Genomic DNA, 13,698 nt, shown 5'->3' with positions numbered 1-13,698 from the left:
CAAAAAAACCCGTGACAATCACGGGTTTTTACATTCATTTCAATTTCTTGATTTCTTCCGTCAGCTCTTTGAATTTTTGATCAAGCTCACGATATTGTTTATCAGCCGGAGTCATGAAGCTGAGTTTTCCGAGGACTTCCTGCCGTTCGGTTTCAAGCTTTAATCGCAGTTCTTCAGCATCATCCCTGACGGAGGGAGATTCTTTCCATTGTTTTCGGACGCTGCCGTTTGAGATATCAAGCCGGATGTCCGTCGTCTTTTCGACAAAGTAGCGATCATGCGATACGATGATGAGCGTTCCGTCGTATCGGGCCAAAGTGTCTTCAAGCTGCTCGCGTGACGGCAGATCAAGGTGGTTTGTCGGCTCATCCAGAATCAGCACATCTTTCTCCTCCAGAATAAACGCCATCAGCTTGCATTTGACCCGCTCTCCCATGCTCATCTTGCCGATGGGTTCCGTCCATTGCGCTGCGGTAAATCCTAAATGCTTCATGAGGGATTGAACATTTCCCCTTGCTTCGAACGTTTCTTTGTAAAAAAGCTGTTCGGGGGTTTTATCAAGCGGAAGGTCGAATACTTCCTGGGTTAAATATCCGACGTTTGCAGACGGAGAAATCCATATGCCGCCCTGCGCTTTTTCCTGCCCGAGGATGACCTTCAATAATGTTGTTTTCCCGCTGCCGTTCGGGCCTGTAATCGCGATCTTTTCACCGTGCATCACAGTGAAATTCACGTTTTTAAAAAGCGTTCGGCCGTCATATGACTTTGTGACATCACTTACTTCTAAAAAACGCTTTCCCGCTTTTTTGCGGTGCTCAATGGAAAAACGGACTTCATACTCTGCTTCAACCGGTTCTGCTTTCGCTTTTTCAAGCTCTTTTTCAAGACGCTTCTGCTTTGATTTAATCTGGGCGTCCGTGCGTTTTGCTTTTACGCGGTGATATTCTTTAAAGCCTTCTATTTTCGTTGATTGGGCGTGGGCTTTTTTTGACCAGGCGCTCAGCTCGTTCATTTGAGCTTCAATCCGTCTGATCATATGCTGCTGATTCTCATATTCCCGCTGCTGTGTCAGCCTTCTCTGTTTGCGGACCTCCATATAGCTTGAATAATTCCCTTTATGTTCAATGAGTTTCTTTCCTTCGATGGCCCAGATTTTTGTCGCCGCTGCATCTATAAAAGCACGATCATGCGAAACGAAAATAATGGTGCCTTTGTAATTCTTGATCTGATTCAGCAGTATTTCTAAACTGTGCTGATCGAGGTGGTTCGTCGGCTCATCTAATAACAAAAGGCCGCTTGAGGAGGAGAAACCTTTGGCAAGACGGGCTTTCAATTTTTCTCCGCCGCTTAATTGCGAAAAGGCGCGTGCGGGCACGTTCCACTTTTCTAACAAGGCTGCCTCCGCAGGCTCCGGGTGGCCGGAATCATAAGCTTCCGTTTCTTGTTCCACCATATATATGTTCACATCTTGCAGCATCTGGATCTGTCCTTGTGACGGCGCTTTTTGATTGCAGATCAATTGCAGCAATAAAGATTTGCCGGCGCCGTTTTTACCGATAACGCCGATGATGTCGCCTTGCTGAACACTCGCGCTGATCTGTTCAAAAAGGGGAACACTGTTGATTTCGTAACTGATGCCGCTTAACTTTAACATTTCTTTCATATGTCAATCCCTCGCTTTAAAGGGAGGACAAAAAAATCCTCCCAATTGATTTGGAAGGATTAGCCGTACCTGTGCATGATCAAATAAGCTATTTTTACATAGCTTTCTCGTATCGTATAGAAAATGGGCAGACTAATCCTATTTTTTCTGATTTGAAATATTTGATTTCAAACGGTCAAAATAAGATTAGTTAATCATTGTCCACCCATCATCCCTTCGTATTTGTTACGAACAGTGTAGCACACACTTATCTGTAAAAGCAAAGGGTATAAGCCTTTTTATTCCAGATTGGAGGCTTCCCACTCTTCTTCTAAAACGGCATAATAATATTCATCCCACCATTCATTATCATGGGGGATGCATTTTTTAAAAAAGCCTTCCCGTCTCATCCCGATCTTTTCCATTACCCGGTGCGAAGCCATGTTTTCCGGCTGACATGTCGCAATGATCCGGTGTAATTTCATCTTGTTAAACCCGAATGCCAGCACGGCGCGCGCCGCCTCTGAAGCATATCCTTTGCCCTGGTATTCCGGGTGAAACACCCAGCCGATTTCATACGTATGATCGCCAAAATACTGAAAAAAACAATGTGGCCAATGACCGTTTTCTCATCCTTCAATAAAACGGGAAACTTCCCGGCATGTTCACAGCTGTTTTCAGTAACGAATTTCCTGGCATCTTCTTCGGTAAAGACACCCTCTGGTATATATTTCATGACACTCGGATTTGAGGTGTACGCATAGACATCCTGCCAATCTTCCGGTTCAAAAGTCCGAATTACAAGCCTTTCAGTTTTGATATTCATTTTTTTATGTTCCTCCATCAAAAAAGGTTTCATTATACTACTTCGATTGAAAGATGCAAAAAACCTTTGAGCGGGGAAGAGCCGGATAAAAAAAGCCTGCAGCTATACACTGCAGGCGGTTATTTTTCATTTGCGGCGGCGGGCAGGTTTGTAAACCCGAATTGCCCTCCGACAGCTTCTTTTACTTCATGAATTACGATAAATGATTTCGGATCAATTTTTTGAACATGTTTTTTGATTTTCAGCAATTCGTTCTTTTTAATGACAACATAGATAATGCGCTTGTCTTTGCTGCCGTAATACCCGTATCCGTAAAAAATCGTCGCCGCGTTGCCGTACTCGGAGGTGATGGCTTTGGCGATTTCTTCGTATTGGTCAGACATAATGGTGAGGGCTTTTTTATTATGGAACCCCTCAATGACAATATCGACGATTTTGGCGCACAGATAAACGAATATAAACGTATACAGCATATGATTGATTCCGATCGCTAAAACGGATGCGAAAATGATGACACAATCCATATAAAACATGCTTTTGGAGATGTTAAAGCCCTTTGTGTAATTCAATAAATACGCCAAAAGCGTGGTCCCGCCGGTAGATCCGTCAGCGATAAAGATCAATGCCAGCCCTGCTCCCATCAGCAGAGCGCCGAATACGATCCCGAGCACCATGTCGTGCACGCCGAATGGAATAAAGCTGACGATGCTGAGAAAAACAGAAGTCATTCCCGTACCGAGTATCGTGTATAAAATCGTTTTTTTCGTTAAAAATTTATAAGCCAACCCGATAAAAATCAAATTTACAACCAGAGTCGTAATACTTGCAGGTATATGGAAAAGATAATATAAAACGAGAGCGATTCCCACGGTGCTGCCGTCCCCTAAATGATTCGGGATGACGAAAAATTCCACGGACGCCGCGATAAGAAAGGCTCCGGCCATAATCATCAGTATATCCTTGCAAATGTTCTTCATATGCAAACCTCCTCCGCAGTCAAAAATATATAAAAAACAAAAACGCCTCAAAAATTATCCAGCAGAACTAAATAATTTTTAAGACGAATCATTCACAATCTCGTTTGTTCATTCAGTAAAGAATGATCAGCTTCAATATCGAAGATTATATAGACACCTTCACATCTTGTCAATGCCGTGAAAATTGATTTTTCAGCAGTGTATATGAGGTTTGAATCAAATCAAAACGAGGAATGATATCAGAAGAGTTTTCATTTCTGCTCTATCAATAAGAGAAATGTAATGAGAGACAACGAAGAAGGGATGATGACATTGGAACGAATTTTTATCAGTCCGGCCAAATACGTGCAGGGAAAAAATGCCATTGAAACAATCGGCGGACATCTGGAGGGCGTTGGTGAAAAAGCCGTCGTCATCGCGGATAAAACCGTATGGGATATCGCGGGCCACAAGGTGACGGCTGAATTAAAGAAAAGCAATATTTCTTCTGAAGAGGCGGTTTTCAACGGCGAAGCCTCCCAGGAAGAAATGAAAAGAATTGCCGGCATTGCAGAAAAAGCAGGGGCGGCTATTGTCATCGGAGTCGGCGGCGGTAAAACGCTTGATACGGCCAAAGCCGTATCAGATGAAATAAACGGCTACACCGTTATCGTGCCGACGGCCGCTTCAACGGATGCTCCGACAAGCGGGCTGTCTGTCGTGTATTCTGAACAAGGCGCGTTCGAAAACTATCGTTTTTATCATAAGAATCCTGACTTGGTTCTGGTCGATACGAAAATCGTCGCGGAAGCTCCGCCGCGCTTTTTAGCATCAGGGATTGCCGATGCGATGGCGACGTGGATAGAGGCGCGCAGTGTCATCGCCAATGGCGGTAAAACGATGGCAGGCGGAATTCCGACAATCGCCGGAGAGGCTATCGCGGAAAAATGTGAAGCGGTATTATTCAAATACGGCCGTCTCGCTTATGAGTCTGTGAAAGCGAAAGCCGTTACGCCCGCATTGGAAGCGGTGGTTGAAGCCAATACACTTCTGAGCGGACTGGGATTTGAAAGCGGCGGCTTAGCTGCGGCACATGCCATTCATAACGGATTTACCGCGCTTGAAGGTGAAATCCATCACTTGACCCACGGTGAAAAAGTGGCATTCGGCACGCTTGTTCAATTGGCGCTGGAAAAACGTTCGCTTGAGGAAATTGAGCGGTATATCGCGTTTTATATCAGCTTAGGGCTGCCTGTCACACTTGAAGACATCAAATTGAAAGACGCATCTAAAGAGGACATTATGAAAGTGGCAGAAGCCGCGACGATTGAAGAAGAAACGATTCATGCCGCTTTTGACGTGACGGCTGACGACGTGGCGGACGCCATTATAGCGGCTGATCAATACGCAAAAGCATTTAAAGAAAAACACGCGTAAAACCTTTTGCCGCGTGATCCGGGACCAAGGGCTGTTACAGCCCTTGGTTTTTTTATGCCCTTTGAAAACTTTTAAAATAAAGAAAAATTATGATACAATATACAAATGTTTTGAGAGATTGACAAAGGAAAGGTGGGAACGATATGCTGCATAATCCGACCGGTAAGGAGCGGCTTGCGCTGGCTTTTCTACTCGGAATGCTTGCGATACTGGGGCCGCTCAATATAGATATGTATCTGCCGAGCTTCCCTGAAATCGCCGAAGATTTAAGCGCCCGCGCTTCGCTTGTCCAGCTCAGTTTAACCGCTTGTCTGATCGGACTGACAATCGGACAGGTTGTTGTCGGCCCGTTAAGTGACGCGAAGGGAAGAAGAAAACCGTTATTGCTATGTATTTTTTTATTTGCTTTGTTTTCTCTGTTTTGCGCGCTTGCACCGAACATTGCAACACTGGTGATTGCCCGTTTTCTTCAAGGATTCACCGCTTCGGCGGGACTCGTTTTATCCCGTGCAATCGTCAGAGATGTGTTTACGGGAAGAGAGCTTTCTAAATTTTTCTCGCTGCTGATGGTCATTACCGCCGTCGCGCCGATGGTGGCGCCGATGACGGGAGGCGCGATTTTATTGCTTCCGTTTGCATCATGGCATACGATTTTTCTGTTTTTAACTTTTATCGGGTTTTTGCTTGTTCTCATCATTGCGCTCAAGCTGACAGAAACCCTGCCGCCGGAAAAGCGGATTCCGAGCTCCATCGGAAATTCCGTGCGGACAATGGGAAGCCTGCTGAAGGATCGGTCATTTATCGGCTATGCGCTGACGGTCGGTTTTATTCACGGCGGGAGCTTTGCGTATGTCTCCGGAACGCCTTTTGTGTATCAGGATATTTACGGAGTATCGCCTCAGGTATTCAGTGTTTTATTCGGCATAAACGGTCTGGCGATCATTACCGGAAGCTTTATCATCGGCCGTTTCGGCGGGATTATTCACGAAAAAAGCCTGCTGAGAATCGGCGTGATTACAGCGATGACGGCGACTGCCGTTCTGCTCGTCATGACGATCATTCACGGGCCGCTGGCGGCACTGGTGATTTCCATTTTTATTTATATGATTACGATCGGCATGACGCTGACAAGCACCTTTACATTGGCGATGGAAAAGCAGGGACACCGCGCGGGAAGCGCAAGCGCACTGCTCGGCATGCTTCCGCTTCTTCTCGGTTCCATCGTGTCGCCGCTTGTGGGGATGAATGAAGCGACGGCCGTGCCGATGGGGGCAATTATGTTCACGACATCCGTTATCGGTTCCATCGCTTTTTTCGCCTTAACAACAAAACCGGAGAAAGCAAAAAAGGAGTGAAATGATTCACTCCTTTTTTGATGCCCGCTATTCATATTTCTTCAGCACGATCGCCGAATTATGTCCGCCAAAGCCGAATGAGTTGGAAAGGCCGATCGTTAACGATTGATGGCGGGGCCCGTCTGGCACATAGTCCAAATCACATGCCGAATCAGGGTGCTGCAGATTGATCGTCGGCGGGATGATGCCGTGTCTCAGGCTTTCTGTCAGAGCGATGGCTTCAACGCCGCCTGCCGCGCCAAGCATGTGGCCGAGCATTGATTTGTTGGCCGTAACCGGAATGTCATACGCAAGCTCTCCGAATAATGTCTTGATGGCCAATGTTTCAGAAAGATCTCCGGCTTTTGTGCTTGTCGCATGGGCGCTTACGACATCAATGTCTTCCGCTGAAACGTTCGCCTTTTTCAAAGCATTTTTCATCGCCAGGTATGCACCCGTCCCTTCCGGATGGGAGGCCACCATATGATACGCGTCAGAGCTTGCGCCGTAGCCGAGCACCTCACAAAGGATCGGGGCATTTCTGCCGATTGCGCTATCCAATGATTCCAATACTAAGATGCCCGCGCCTTCACTCATGACAAATCCATCGCGATCCGCGTCAAACGGCCGGCTGGCCGCGGCGGGGTCTTCGTTTCTCGCTGACAGCGCGTGGGCATTGCCGAAGCTGGCTAATGACAAATTCGTAATCGCCGCTTCCGCTCCCCCGGCAAACATAATATCTGCGTCATCATTCCGAATGGCGTTGAATGCTTCCCCGATCGACGTATTGCCGATGGAACACGCGGTGACGGGAGAAAGTGAGGGGCCGAGCGCGCCTAATCTGATGCTGATTTGAGCGGCGGCCGCGTTTGAGATCATCATGGGGACAAGGCTCGGGCTCACTTTTCGCGCTCCCCGTTCATTTAAAGTATGAACGTTATCAATCAAAGTCGTGATGCCGCCGATTCCCGAGCCGACGTACACGCCGAGGCGTTCACGGTCAATCTGATCGAGCTGAATCCCGGAGCTTTCAAGCGCCTGTTCCGCTGCCGCTAAAGCAAACTGGCTGAAACGGTCAAGCCGTCTCGCTTCTTTTCTGCCCCATCTTTCTTCTGCGTCAAAATCACGGACGGTGCCGGCTATTTTTGTCTTGGAGCCGGAGACATCAAACGAATCGATGAGAGAGATTCCCGATGTTCCTTCCGTCAGGTGTTTCCAAAATGTATGCACATCATTGCCGAGAGGTGAAATCACTCCCATTCCGGTGATCACAACTCTTTTCATGGTCATTCCTCCTTCGGTATGTATTTATTGTAACTCGCAATTATCCTATTACAAGTTGTTGATTATCCTAGTATAATGAATACCAGGGTAAGAGAGGAGAGATTCGGTATGATACCAGAAGGAAGATTGCAGGCGCTCTCAGAGTTTTTAAAAACGCAGCGGGCCAAAATTTCTCCGCAGATGGCCGGGCTGCCGATGGGCACACGGAGAAGAACGCCCGGACTCCGAAGAGAAGAGGTCGCGCAATTAGCCGGCGTAAGCACCACGTGGTATACGTGGCTGGAGCAGGGCAGAGACATTAAAGTGTCCGCAGCCGTGTTGGACGCGGTTTCCGATGCGCTGCAGCTCAATAAAGATGAGAGAAATTATTTATACGCGCTTGCCATTGAGGAGGGCGTGAAGCAGCCGTTTACCGCGGAGGAAGAAGCGGTTATCAGCCCGTCGCTTTCAAAAATCCTGCAGGAGCTCCGTTATTGTCCCACCATTATCTCGGACAGGCGGTGTCATATCGTAGGATGGAATCAGGCCGCGGCTCACGTGTTTTTAGATTTTGAACAAATTCCTCCTGAAAAACGGAATCTCATAGAGCTATTGTTTTCCAGAAAAGAATTAAGAAGTTTAGCCGTGAACTGGGAGCACTTTGTGAAAGGATTCATCGCCATTTTCAGAACGTATTACGGCCAGTATGTAGCTGATACGTGGTATTCTCAGTTTATAGAAGAAATGGAGAAAACGTATTCGGAATTTCATACGCTGTGGAATGAGAGCGAAGTCAGCTCGGCACCCGAAGTATTAATTGAGTTCCGCCACGCGAAGGCGGGAAAAATGGTCTTTAACCTGACTTCATTTCAGGTTCAGGGCAACAGTGATCTGCGCTGCAGTGTGTATACGCCGGTAGATCATACCGAAACGGAAGCAAAGCTGAAAAAGCTCTTCGAAAACAGGTGAAGAACAGAAAAAACGGGAGGCGGCCGCCTCCCGTTTCAGTTTAAAATAAAAGCATCAAACCGGCGATGGCCGGTGTTAAAAAGATGGCTGATTTCAGAATGACTTTCGGCACGAGGTTGGTGAATTTTGCTCCGACATATGCGCCGCACATCGTTCCGATCAGCACTTTGACCAACAGCATATAATCGACAAATCCTTCCGTCACATAACCGAGTCCTCCGCCGACCGCAAGCGGGATAATGACAAGCATGGTGGTGCCGACCGACTGGCGGATGGATAAGCGCAAAAGAATCATTAAGCCGATTTGGATAAAAGGAGCAGAGCCGATACCGAACGTTCCGGACAAGATTCCTGCGATGATACCGAGTACAACGGCTTTCACCCATATGTTCAGGTTGCTTTGCCGTCCGGAATCTTCTTGTGTTTCTTTTACAATAAATAACCGGACTAAAATAAGCAGAGCAGATAAAAACAGCATGCCGGCCGTCAAGTAATGCAGCAAATCTGCGGGGATAAGGGAAGTAAGCCTTGCCCCGAAAAACGAACCGAATGCCGCAAAAACGCCGACGATGAGGCCGATCTTCATCTGAATATTGCCTTCACGGTAGTGGCTGAAAGCCCCCGATAAACTTGTGAAAGCCATTCCGGCGAGGGAGGTGCCCAAAGCCGTATGAATCGGTACGTGAAACAGTATAGTTAAAAGTGCAATGACAAAACCGGCTCCCCCCGCGCCGATAAACCCGAGAATAATCCCGAGAAGAAACATAACGAGTATAATAAGCACAATCTTCTCCTCCATTTAGATGCCTGATCACCATGTTCAGATCCGCTTTATCAGGTTTTTAACAATCGACCGTAGTCCGTCGACCGTCGTCCGATATCTTTATGTTACCTCAAATTTAAGGGATTGGCAAGAAGACGAATCGCTTTTATACAGAGGGTTTACAGCTCTTTCACCATCACTTTTTCCCCGTTTGAGTCCAGCTCTCCATTGAATAAGAAGCCGAATTTTTGATAAAGCCGCAATGCGTGCACGTTATCTTCAAACAGGCTTAAATAAATCCGTCTGCAATCATATATTCGAACGAGATGGCAGATAAGGGCATCAAGCAACAGCCTGCCCAATCCACGTCCCTGATAATGTTCATCAATAAAAAAACGGTCAAGCCACACTCTGCCGTTTTCATTTTCCTCATCATATTCCGGAAACCATCCGTACATGGCAAAGCCGACCAATACCTCGTTAACATAAAGACCGGCCGGCTGATAATGCCGGCAATCCTCAGCATCTTGTAAGCACTCTTCCGCGGTTTCAATAAATGAAGTCTGGCTTTCCTTTACATGAAGCGCCAGTATATCGGCACGGTTCTCTTCCGTGACTGCTCTGATTTCAATCGTCATACTTGATACTCCTCTTCCGCTTTTTTCTGAGACGGTAAAGCTTTCATTTCGTAAGCCATTTGTGAATCAGCCTTCTCTCGGATACAATGATCATCATAAAGGATATGGTTACCGTATAGTCAAGGAGGCATTATGAGCGAAGACGTCAGAAAATACTTCACAACGGGTGAATTTGCAAAACTGTGCCACGTAAAAAACAAACCCTGTTCCATTATGACGAGATCGGCCTGCTTTCTCCGGAAATCAAAAAAGCGAACGGATACAGATACTATTCCTATCATCAATTCGAACTGTTCCAGGTCATCGGTCTGTTTAAGGAGGTCGGGGTGCCCTTGAAGCAGATCAAACCGCTCTTAACAGACAAAACCCCCGAGGGTATCATCACGCTTTTAAAAGAGAAATCTTCAGAAATCGAAAGCAAAATCAAAAAGCTGGAGCACCTGCAAAGAATGATTCAGACAAAGGTGAAGCTGACCGAACAAGCCTTGGAGACAGACTTTTCCTCCGTCTCATTGCAGCGATTAGATGAAGAGACACTTATGATAGGACGACCCGTACTCCATTTGCCAGAACGGCAATACACTGCCGCCATTTCCGAATTGATCCGCTATATGCGGGTACATGAACTCGATCAGGGGCATCCGGTCGGCGGACTGTTTGCGCGGGAGCAGATTCTGAAAAAAGAATTCTACAACTACACCCATTTTTATATGAAGACAGAAGAAGGCATAGAGAATAGAGACCTCCATATCAAGCCGAAAGGGCTTTATGCCGTCGGGTACCAAATAGGGGATGAAGCGGAAGCGGCTTACCGCAGCATCATGCAGTTTATTGAAGAGTATGGGCTGGAAATGGGCGATTATGCATATGAAGAATATATGCTTGATGAGGTTGTGGCGGACGGGTTTGACAATCAGATCACAAGAATCCAGCTGCCAGTCCGCAATCGATAAAGCCGATGCCGCCGTTCGTTTACGTCTTCTGACAAACCTTGTATAATGAGAAAAATCAGATTGCAATTGAGGTGAAAAACGATATGTTTCTAGCGCCCTTATTTGAACATGATGTACCGGCAGCACTTCTCCGCCCTTAATGGAGGAAAGTGACTGTGCTTCTCTCCGTTAGGGCATATGACGTGACCTAATATGATAACGGAGGGTGCATCAATTGAAAAATACATTGTTCGGTTCGATTTATTTGGCATTGGCCGCCAGTATCTGGGGCGGTATGTATGTCGTTGTAAAAGTAGTGGTAGCGGTCATTCCGCCGCTTGAACTGGTATGGCTGAGATATGCGGTGGCGCTTCTTTCACTTTTGATTCTCAGTTTATTTACACGCCAATCCTGGAAAGTTCATAAACGTGATTTATTACTGATCGCTGCGATCGGATTGATCGGCAACACGATTTCGATCGTCACGCAGGAAATCGGCACGAAATTATCAACCGCGCAGATGGGTGCGATTATTACGGCATCCACTCCTGCATTTATGGTTGTATTTGCCCGGCTGATGCTGAAAGAACGGTTAACGCTGAAAAAAGGAATATCGACAGGGCTGGCGACGATCGGAGTATTGCTCATTGTGGGGAACGGAGATCTCGATATGTCGAGCCAGCTCGGCGGTCTCTCGCTTCTGGCTGCGGCGCTGACATGGGCTTTGATGTCCGTGCTGATGAAACGGGTTCCCGGCCATTACTCCCCGCTTGTCGTCACAACGTATTCCATTTGCGTCGCATTTGTCATCCTGACCCCGTTTACAGCGGGCCCGCTTCGGGAGATTCCTTTGTCTCAGCTTGCCCGGCCTGAGATATGGGGCGGACTTTTATATCTGGGTGTGATCAACCGCCTGCGCGTTCATGCTTTGGAATCGCGGATTGCAATTGCTGAATGCGGCAAGCGGCGGTCTGTTTTTCTTCTTTCAGCCGCTTTCCGGGACATTGCTCGGCTGGCTGCTGCTGGGAGAATCGATCGGAGGAACCTTCTGGATCGGGGCGGTCCTTATTGTTTCAGTCGTCGTTCTCGTCATGAAAGAAAAATAGAAAATGAAAAAAAGCCATTCAGCAAATGAATGGCTTTTTTCTGATTTCCCGGCAGGATTCGCTCCGCCATAAACAGAAAACAAGGAGCAGAAACGGATCATGGGCACCGGTACTCTCAAGGTGCAATTCGGGGTTTCGTCAATTAACATAACGGGCGGTGGAAAAAATGGAGCCAAAATGGCTTGAATGGGCAAAACAGCTTCAATCCGCGGCGCAAGCGGGGCTGGCTTATTCCAAAGACATATATGATATTGAGAGATTTGAAGAAATAAGAAAAATAAGCGTGGATATCATGGCGCATCATACCGGCATCGACAAAAGGATCATCAAAGACGTATTCGCCGGTGACACGGGCTATCCCACTCCGAAAGTTGATATCAGAGCGGCAGTTTTTAAAGATCAGAGCATATTAATGGTAAGAGAGAAAAGCGACGGCAGATGGGCGCTGCCGGGCGGATGGGCTGATATCGGGATTTCACCGGGCGAGACCGCTGTCAAAGAAGTAAAAGAGGAGTCGGGAATCGACGTAAAGCCCGTTAAACTGTTAGCTGTAATGGATAAGAAATGCCATTCCCATCCGCCGTCCGCCGCCCACGTTTACAAAGTGTTTATCAAATGCGAGATTATCGGCGGCCGGCTCAGGGAGGGAACGGAAACAAGCGCGGCCGGCTTTTTTGCGGAAACGGAGCTGCCGCCGCTATCTGCCGCCCGCAATACGGTAAGTCAGATTGAAAAGATGTTTGCATATCTCAAACATCCGGATGAACCCGTTTATTTTGATTAAGGCAGCAAGCAGGAAAAAGAGAGGAACTGGTTCAGCACCATTTTACTTATGAATGATCCGGCCTGTGATAGAGAAGGTATCATCAGGCCGGGTTTTAAGAGTCTGCCTGTTTCGGTGTGGTGCGCCCCTTAAAAAACCGTTTTTGAAAAATCGATAATCCTGCGGGCAGCTTCTGTCGGTTTTTCCTCGGGAACATAATGGCCGCAGCCTTTTACCTCATATCCGCTGACTTCACGAATTGATTCTCTCCATGTGTCAAGCACGGGAAGGCCGGCTAAGTTCCCTTTTTCTCCCCACAGCAAAAGCGTGGGAACATCCAGTTTTTTCTGTGATTCCTTTTCTGAACGATATCTCGGCAAATCAATTTGATAAGCGGCTCTGTAGTCATTAAGCGCAGCTTGAACAGCGCCGGGCTGCTTCCAGGCGGCTAAGTACCGGTCCCAGGCGCCGTCTGATGCCAGCAGGTCAAAAAGCCCGTCACCTCTGCTTAATAAAAATCTAAGATATTCCTCTTCTTTTCCTTTTATTAATTCTTCCGGCAGATGGGGAACGACCTGAAATGTCCAGTGCCAATATTTTTTTGCCGCTTCAGCTGCCGTCAGAGAATCATAGACGTATTCAGTCGGCATAATGTCAATGAGCACAAGGCCTGCCGCCAGCTCCGGCGCATCTAAAGCGAGCCGCCTTGCTACCCTTGCGCCTCTGTCATGCCCGGCAATTAACGCTTTTTGTATATGCAGGCGGCGCATCAGACCTTGTATATCGCCTGCCATCGTTTTGTTATCATAGCCGTTTATGCCGCTCGGCTTTTCAGAATCGCCGTAGCCCCTCAGATCAACTGCGATGACTCTATGAGAAGCGGCAAGCGTCGGAATCACATAACGCCACGTCACCCAGCTTTGCGGAAAGCCGTGCAGGAGAATGACGGGGGGAGCATCCTCCTTTCCCGTAAAGACGTAATGAAGGCGGATGCCATTTACCTCAATTGAATCATGGGTCACATGCTTTTCAAATTGTTCACGAAAAGAATCCATTTTCTCTCTCCTCA

At 47.3% G+C, this 13,698-nt stretch carries 10 protein-coding genes and 3 pseudogenes; 6 read left to right on the top strand and 7 right to left on the bottom strand.

The window, feature by feature from the left end; genetic code table 11:
* Positions 1-34: 34 nt before the first annotated feature.
* The 3 genes and pseudogenes from abc-f to D368_RS00270 form a co-directional block, all read right to left on the bottom strand.
* Complete coding sequence (gene abc-f, locus D368_RS00280) at positions 35-1,663, bottom strand: ribosomal protection-like ABC-F family protein (RefSeq protein WP_094247200.1); 1,629 nt, start codon at positions 1,661-1,663, stop codon at positions 35-37.
* Between the two features lie 278 nt (positions 1,664-1,941).
* Positions 1,942-2,468: pseudogene (locus D368_RS00275) on the bottom strand (GNAT family N-acetyltransferase).
* Between the two features lie 119 nt (positions 2,469-2,587).
* Positions 2,588-3,445 carry a YitT family protein gene (locus tag D368_RS00270; protein WP_003156057.1) on the bottom strand — a complete coding sequence of 286 codons (858 nt, stop codon included), beginning with the start codon at positions 3,443-3,445 and terminating at the stop codon, positions 2,588-2,590.
* Positions 3,446-3,727: 282 nt separating this feature from the next.
* Between D368_RS00270 and D368_RS00265 the strand changes: the two genes are divergently transcribed.
* Positions 3,728-4,861: a glycerol dehydrogenase gene (locus D368_RS00265; protein WP_101562771.1), complete on the top strand. Its 1,134-nt coding sequence runs from the start codon at positions 3,728-3,730 to the stop codon at positions 4,859-4,861.
* A gap of 143 nt (positions 4,862-5,004) precedes the next feature.
* A complete protein-coding gene (locus D368_RS00260; RefSeq protein ID WP_017419177.1) occupies positions 5,005-6,216 on the top strand; it encodes a Bcr/CflA family efflux MFS transporter in 1,212 nt (403 codons plus the stop codon).
* Between the two features lie 27 nt (positions 6,217-6,243).
* On the opposite strand, the gene fabF is transcribed toward D368_RS00260, so the two are convergent.
* Positions 6,244-7,479 (bottom strand): beta-ketoacyl-ACP synthase II, encoded by a 1,236-nt coding sequence (gene fabF / locus D368_RS00255; protein WP_128574455.1) that lies wholly within the window; start codon positions 7,477-7,479, stop codon positions 6,244-6,246.
* Positions 7,480-7,587: 108 nt separating this feature from the next.
* Here fabF and D368_RS00250 point away from each other — a divergent pair, with 108 nt between their 5' ends.
* Positions 7,588-8,427 (top strand): helix-turn-helix transcriptional regulator, encoded by an 840-nt coding sequence (locus D368_RS00250; RefSeq protein WP_014417044.1) that lies wholly within the window; start codon positions 7,588-7,590, stop codon positions 8,425-8,427.
* A gap of 40 nt (positions 8,428-8,467) precedes the next feature.
* Here the strand turns inward: D368_RS00250 and D368_RS00245 are convergent, their stop codons facing one another.
* The gene (locus D368_RS00245) at positions 8,468-9,211 is read right to left on the bottom strand and encodes a sulfite exporter TauE/SafE family protein (RefSeq protein ID WP_044803008.1); all 744 of its coding nucleotides are present in this window, start codon (positions 9,209-9,211) and stop codon (positions 8,468-8,470) included.
* A gap of 158 nt (positions 9,212-9,369) precedes the next feature.
* On the bottom strand, positions 9,370-9,828 hold the full coding sequence (locus D368_RS00240; RefSeq protein ID WP_128574454.1) for a GNAT family N-acetyltransferase: 459 nt from the start codon (positions 9,826-9,828) through the stop codon (positions 9,370-9,372).
* Between the two features lie 132 nt (positions 9,829-9,960).
* Between D368_RS00240 and D368_RS00235 the strand changes: the two are divergent.
* From D368_RS00235 to D368_RS00225, 3 genes and pseudogenes are all read left to right on the top strand, one after another.
* Positions 9,961-10,781 (top strand): annotated as a pseudogene (locus tag D368_RS00235) (MerR family transcriptional regulator).
* A gap of 214 nt (positions 10,782-10,995) precedes the next feature.
* Positions 10,996-11,866: pseudogene (locus D368_RS00230) on the top strand (DMT family transporter).
* Between the two features lie 166 nt (positions 11,867-12,032).
* Entirely contained in the window at positions 12,033-12,650 is a 618-nt protein-coding gene (locus D368_RS00225) for an NUDIX hydrolase (protein WP_071392080.1), read from the top strand.
* A 128-nt stretch (positions 12,651-12,778) separates the two neighbouring features.
* Here D368_RS00225 and D368_RS00220 read toward each other — a convergent pair whose 3' ends face one another.
* Positions 12,779-13,684 carry an alpha/beta fold hydrolase gene (locus tag D368_RS00220; RefSeq protein WP_070081441.1) on the bottom strand — a complete coding sequence of 302 codons (906 nt, stop codon included), beginning with the start codon at positions 13,682-13,684 and terminating at the stop codon, positions 12,779-12,781.
* Positions 13,685-13,698 lie beyond the last annotated feature (14 nt).

The sequence above is a fragment of the Paenibacillus lentimorbus NRRL B-30488 genome, assembly GCF_000411595.1.
Lineage (GTDB): Bacteria > Bacillota > Bacilli > Bacillales > Bacillaceae > Bacillus > Bacillus velezensis.
Note: the sequence above shows the minus strand (reverse complement) of the source record. Positions and strands in the feature narration are given on the sequence as shown.

Excerpts from the sequence above, each read along its gene's own strand:
- abc-f (WP_094247200.1), bottom strand. The coding sequence starts at position 1,663 with ATGAAAGAAATGTTAAAGTTAAGCGGCATCAGTTACGAAATCAACAGT.
- D368_RS00270 (WP_003156057.1), bottom strand. The coding sequence starts at position 3,445 with ATGAAGAACATTTGCAAGGATATACTGATGATTATGGCCGGAGCCTTT.
- D368_RS00265 (WP_101562771.1), top strand. The coding sequence starts at position 3,728 with ATGAGAGACAACGAAGAAGGGATGATGACATTGGAACGAATTTTTATC.
- D368_RS00260 (WP_017419177.1), top strand. The coding sequence starts at position 5,005 with ATGCTGCATAATCCGACCGGTAAGGAGCGGCTTGCGCTGGCTTTTCTA.
- fabF (WP_128574455.1), bottom strand. The coding sequence starts at position 7,479 with ATGAAAAGAGTTGTGATCACCGGAATGGGAGTGATTTCACCTCTCGGC.
- D368_RS00250 (WP_014417044.1), top strand. The coding sequence starts at position 7,588 with ATGATACCAGAAGGAAGATTGCAGGCGCTCTCAGAGTTTTTAAAAACG.
- D368_RS00240 (WP_128574454.1), bottom strand. The coding sequence starts at position 9,828 with ATGACGATTGAAATCAGAGCAGTCACGGAAGAGAACCGTGCCGATATA.
- D368_RS00225 (WP_071392080.1), top strand. The coding sequence starts at position 12,033 with ATGGAGCCAAAATGGCTTGAATGGGCAAAACAGCTTCAATCCGCGGCG.
- D368_RS00220 (WP_070081441.1), bottom strand. The coding sequence starts at position 13,684 with ATGGATTCTTTTCGTGAACAATTTGAAAAGCATGTGACCCATGATTCA.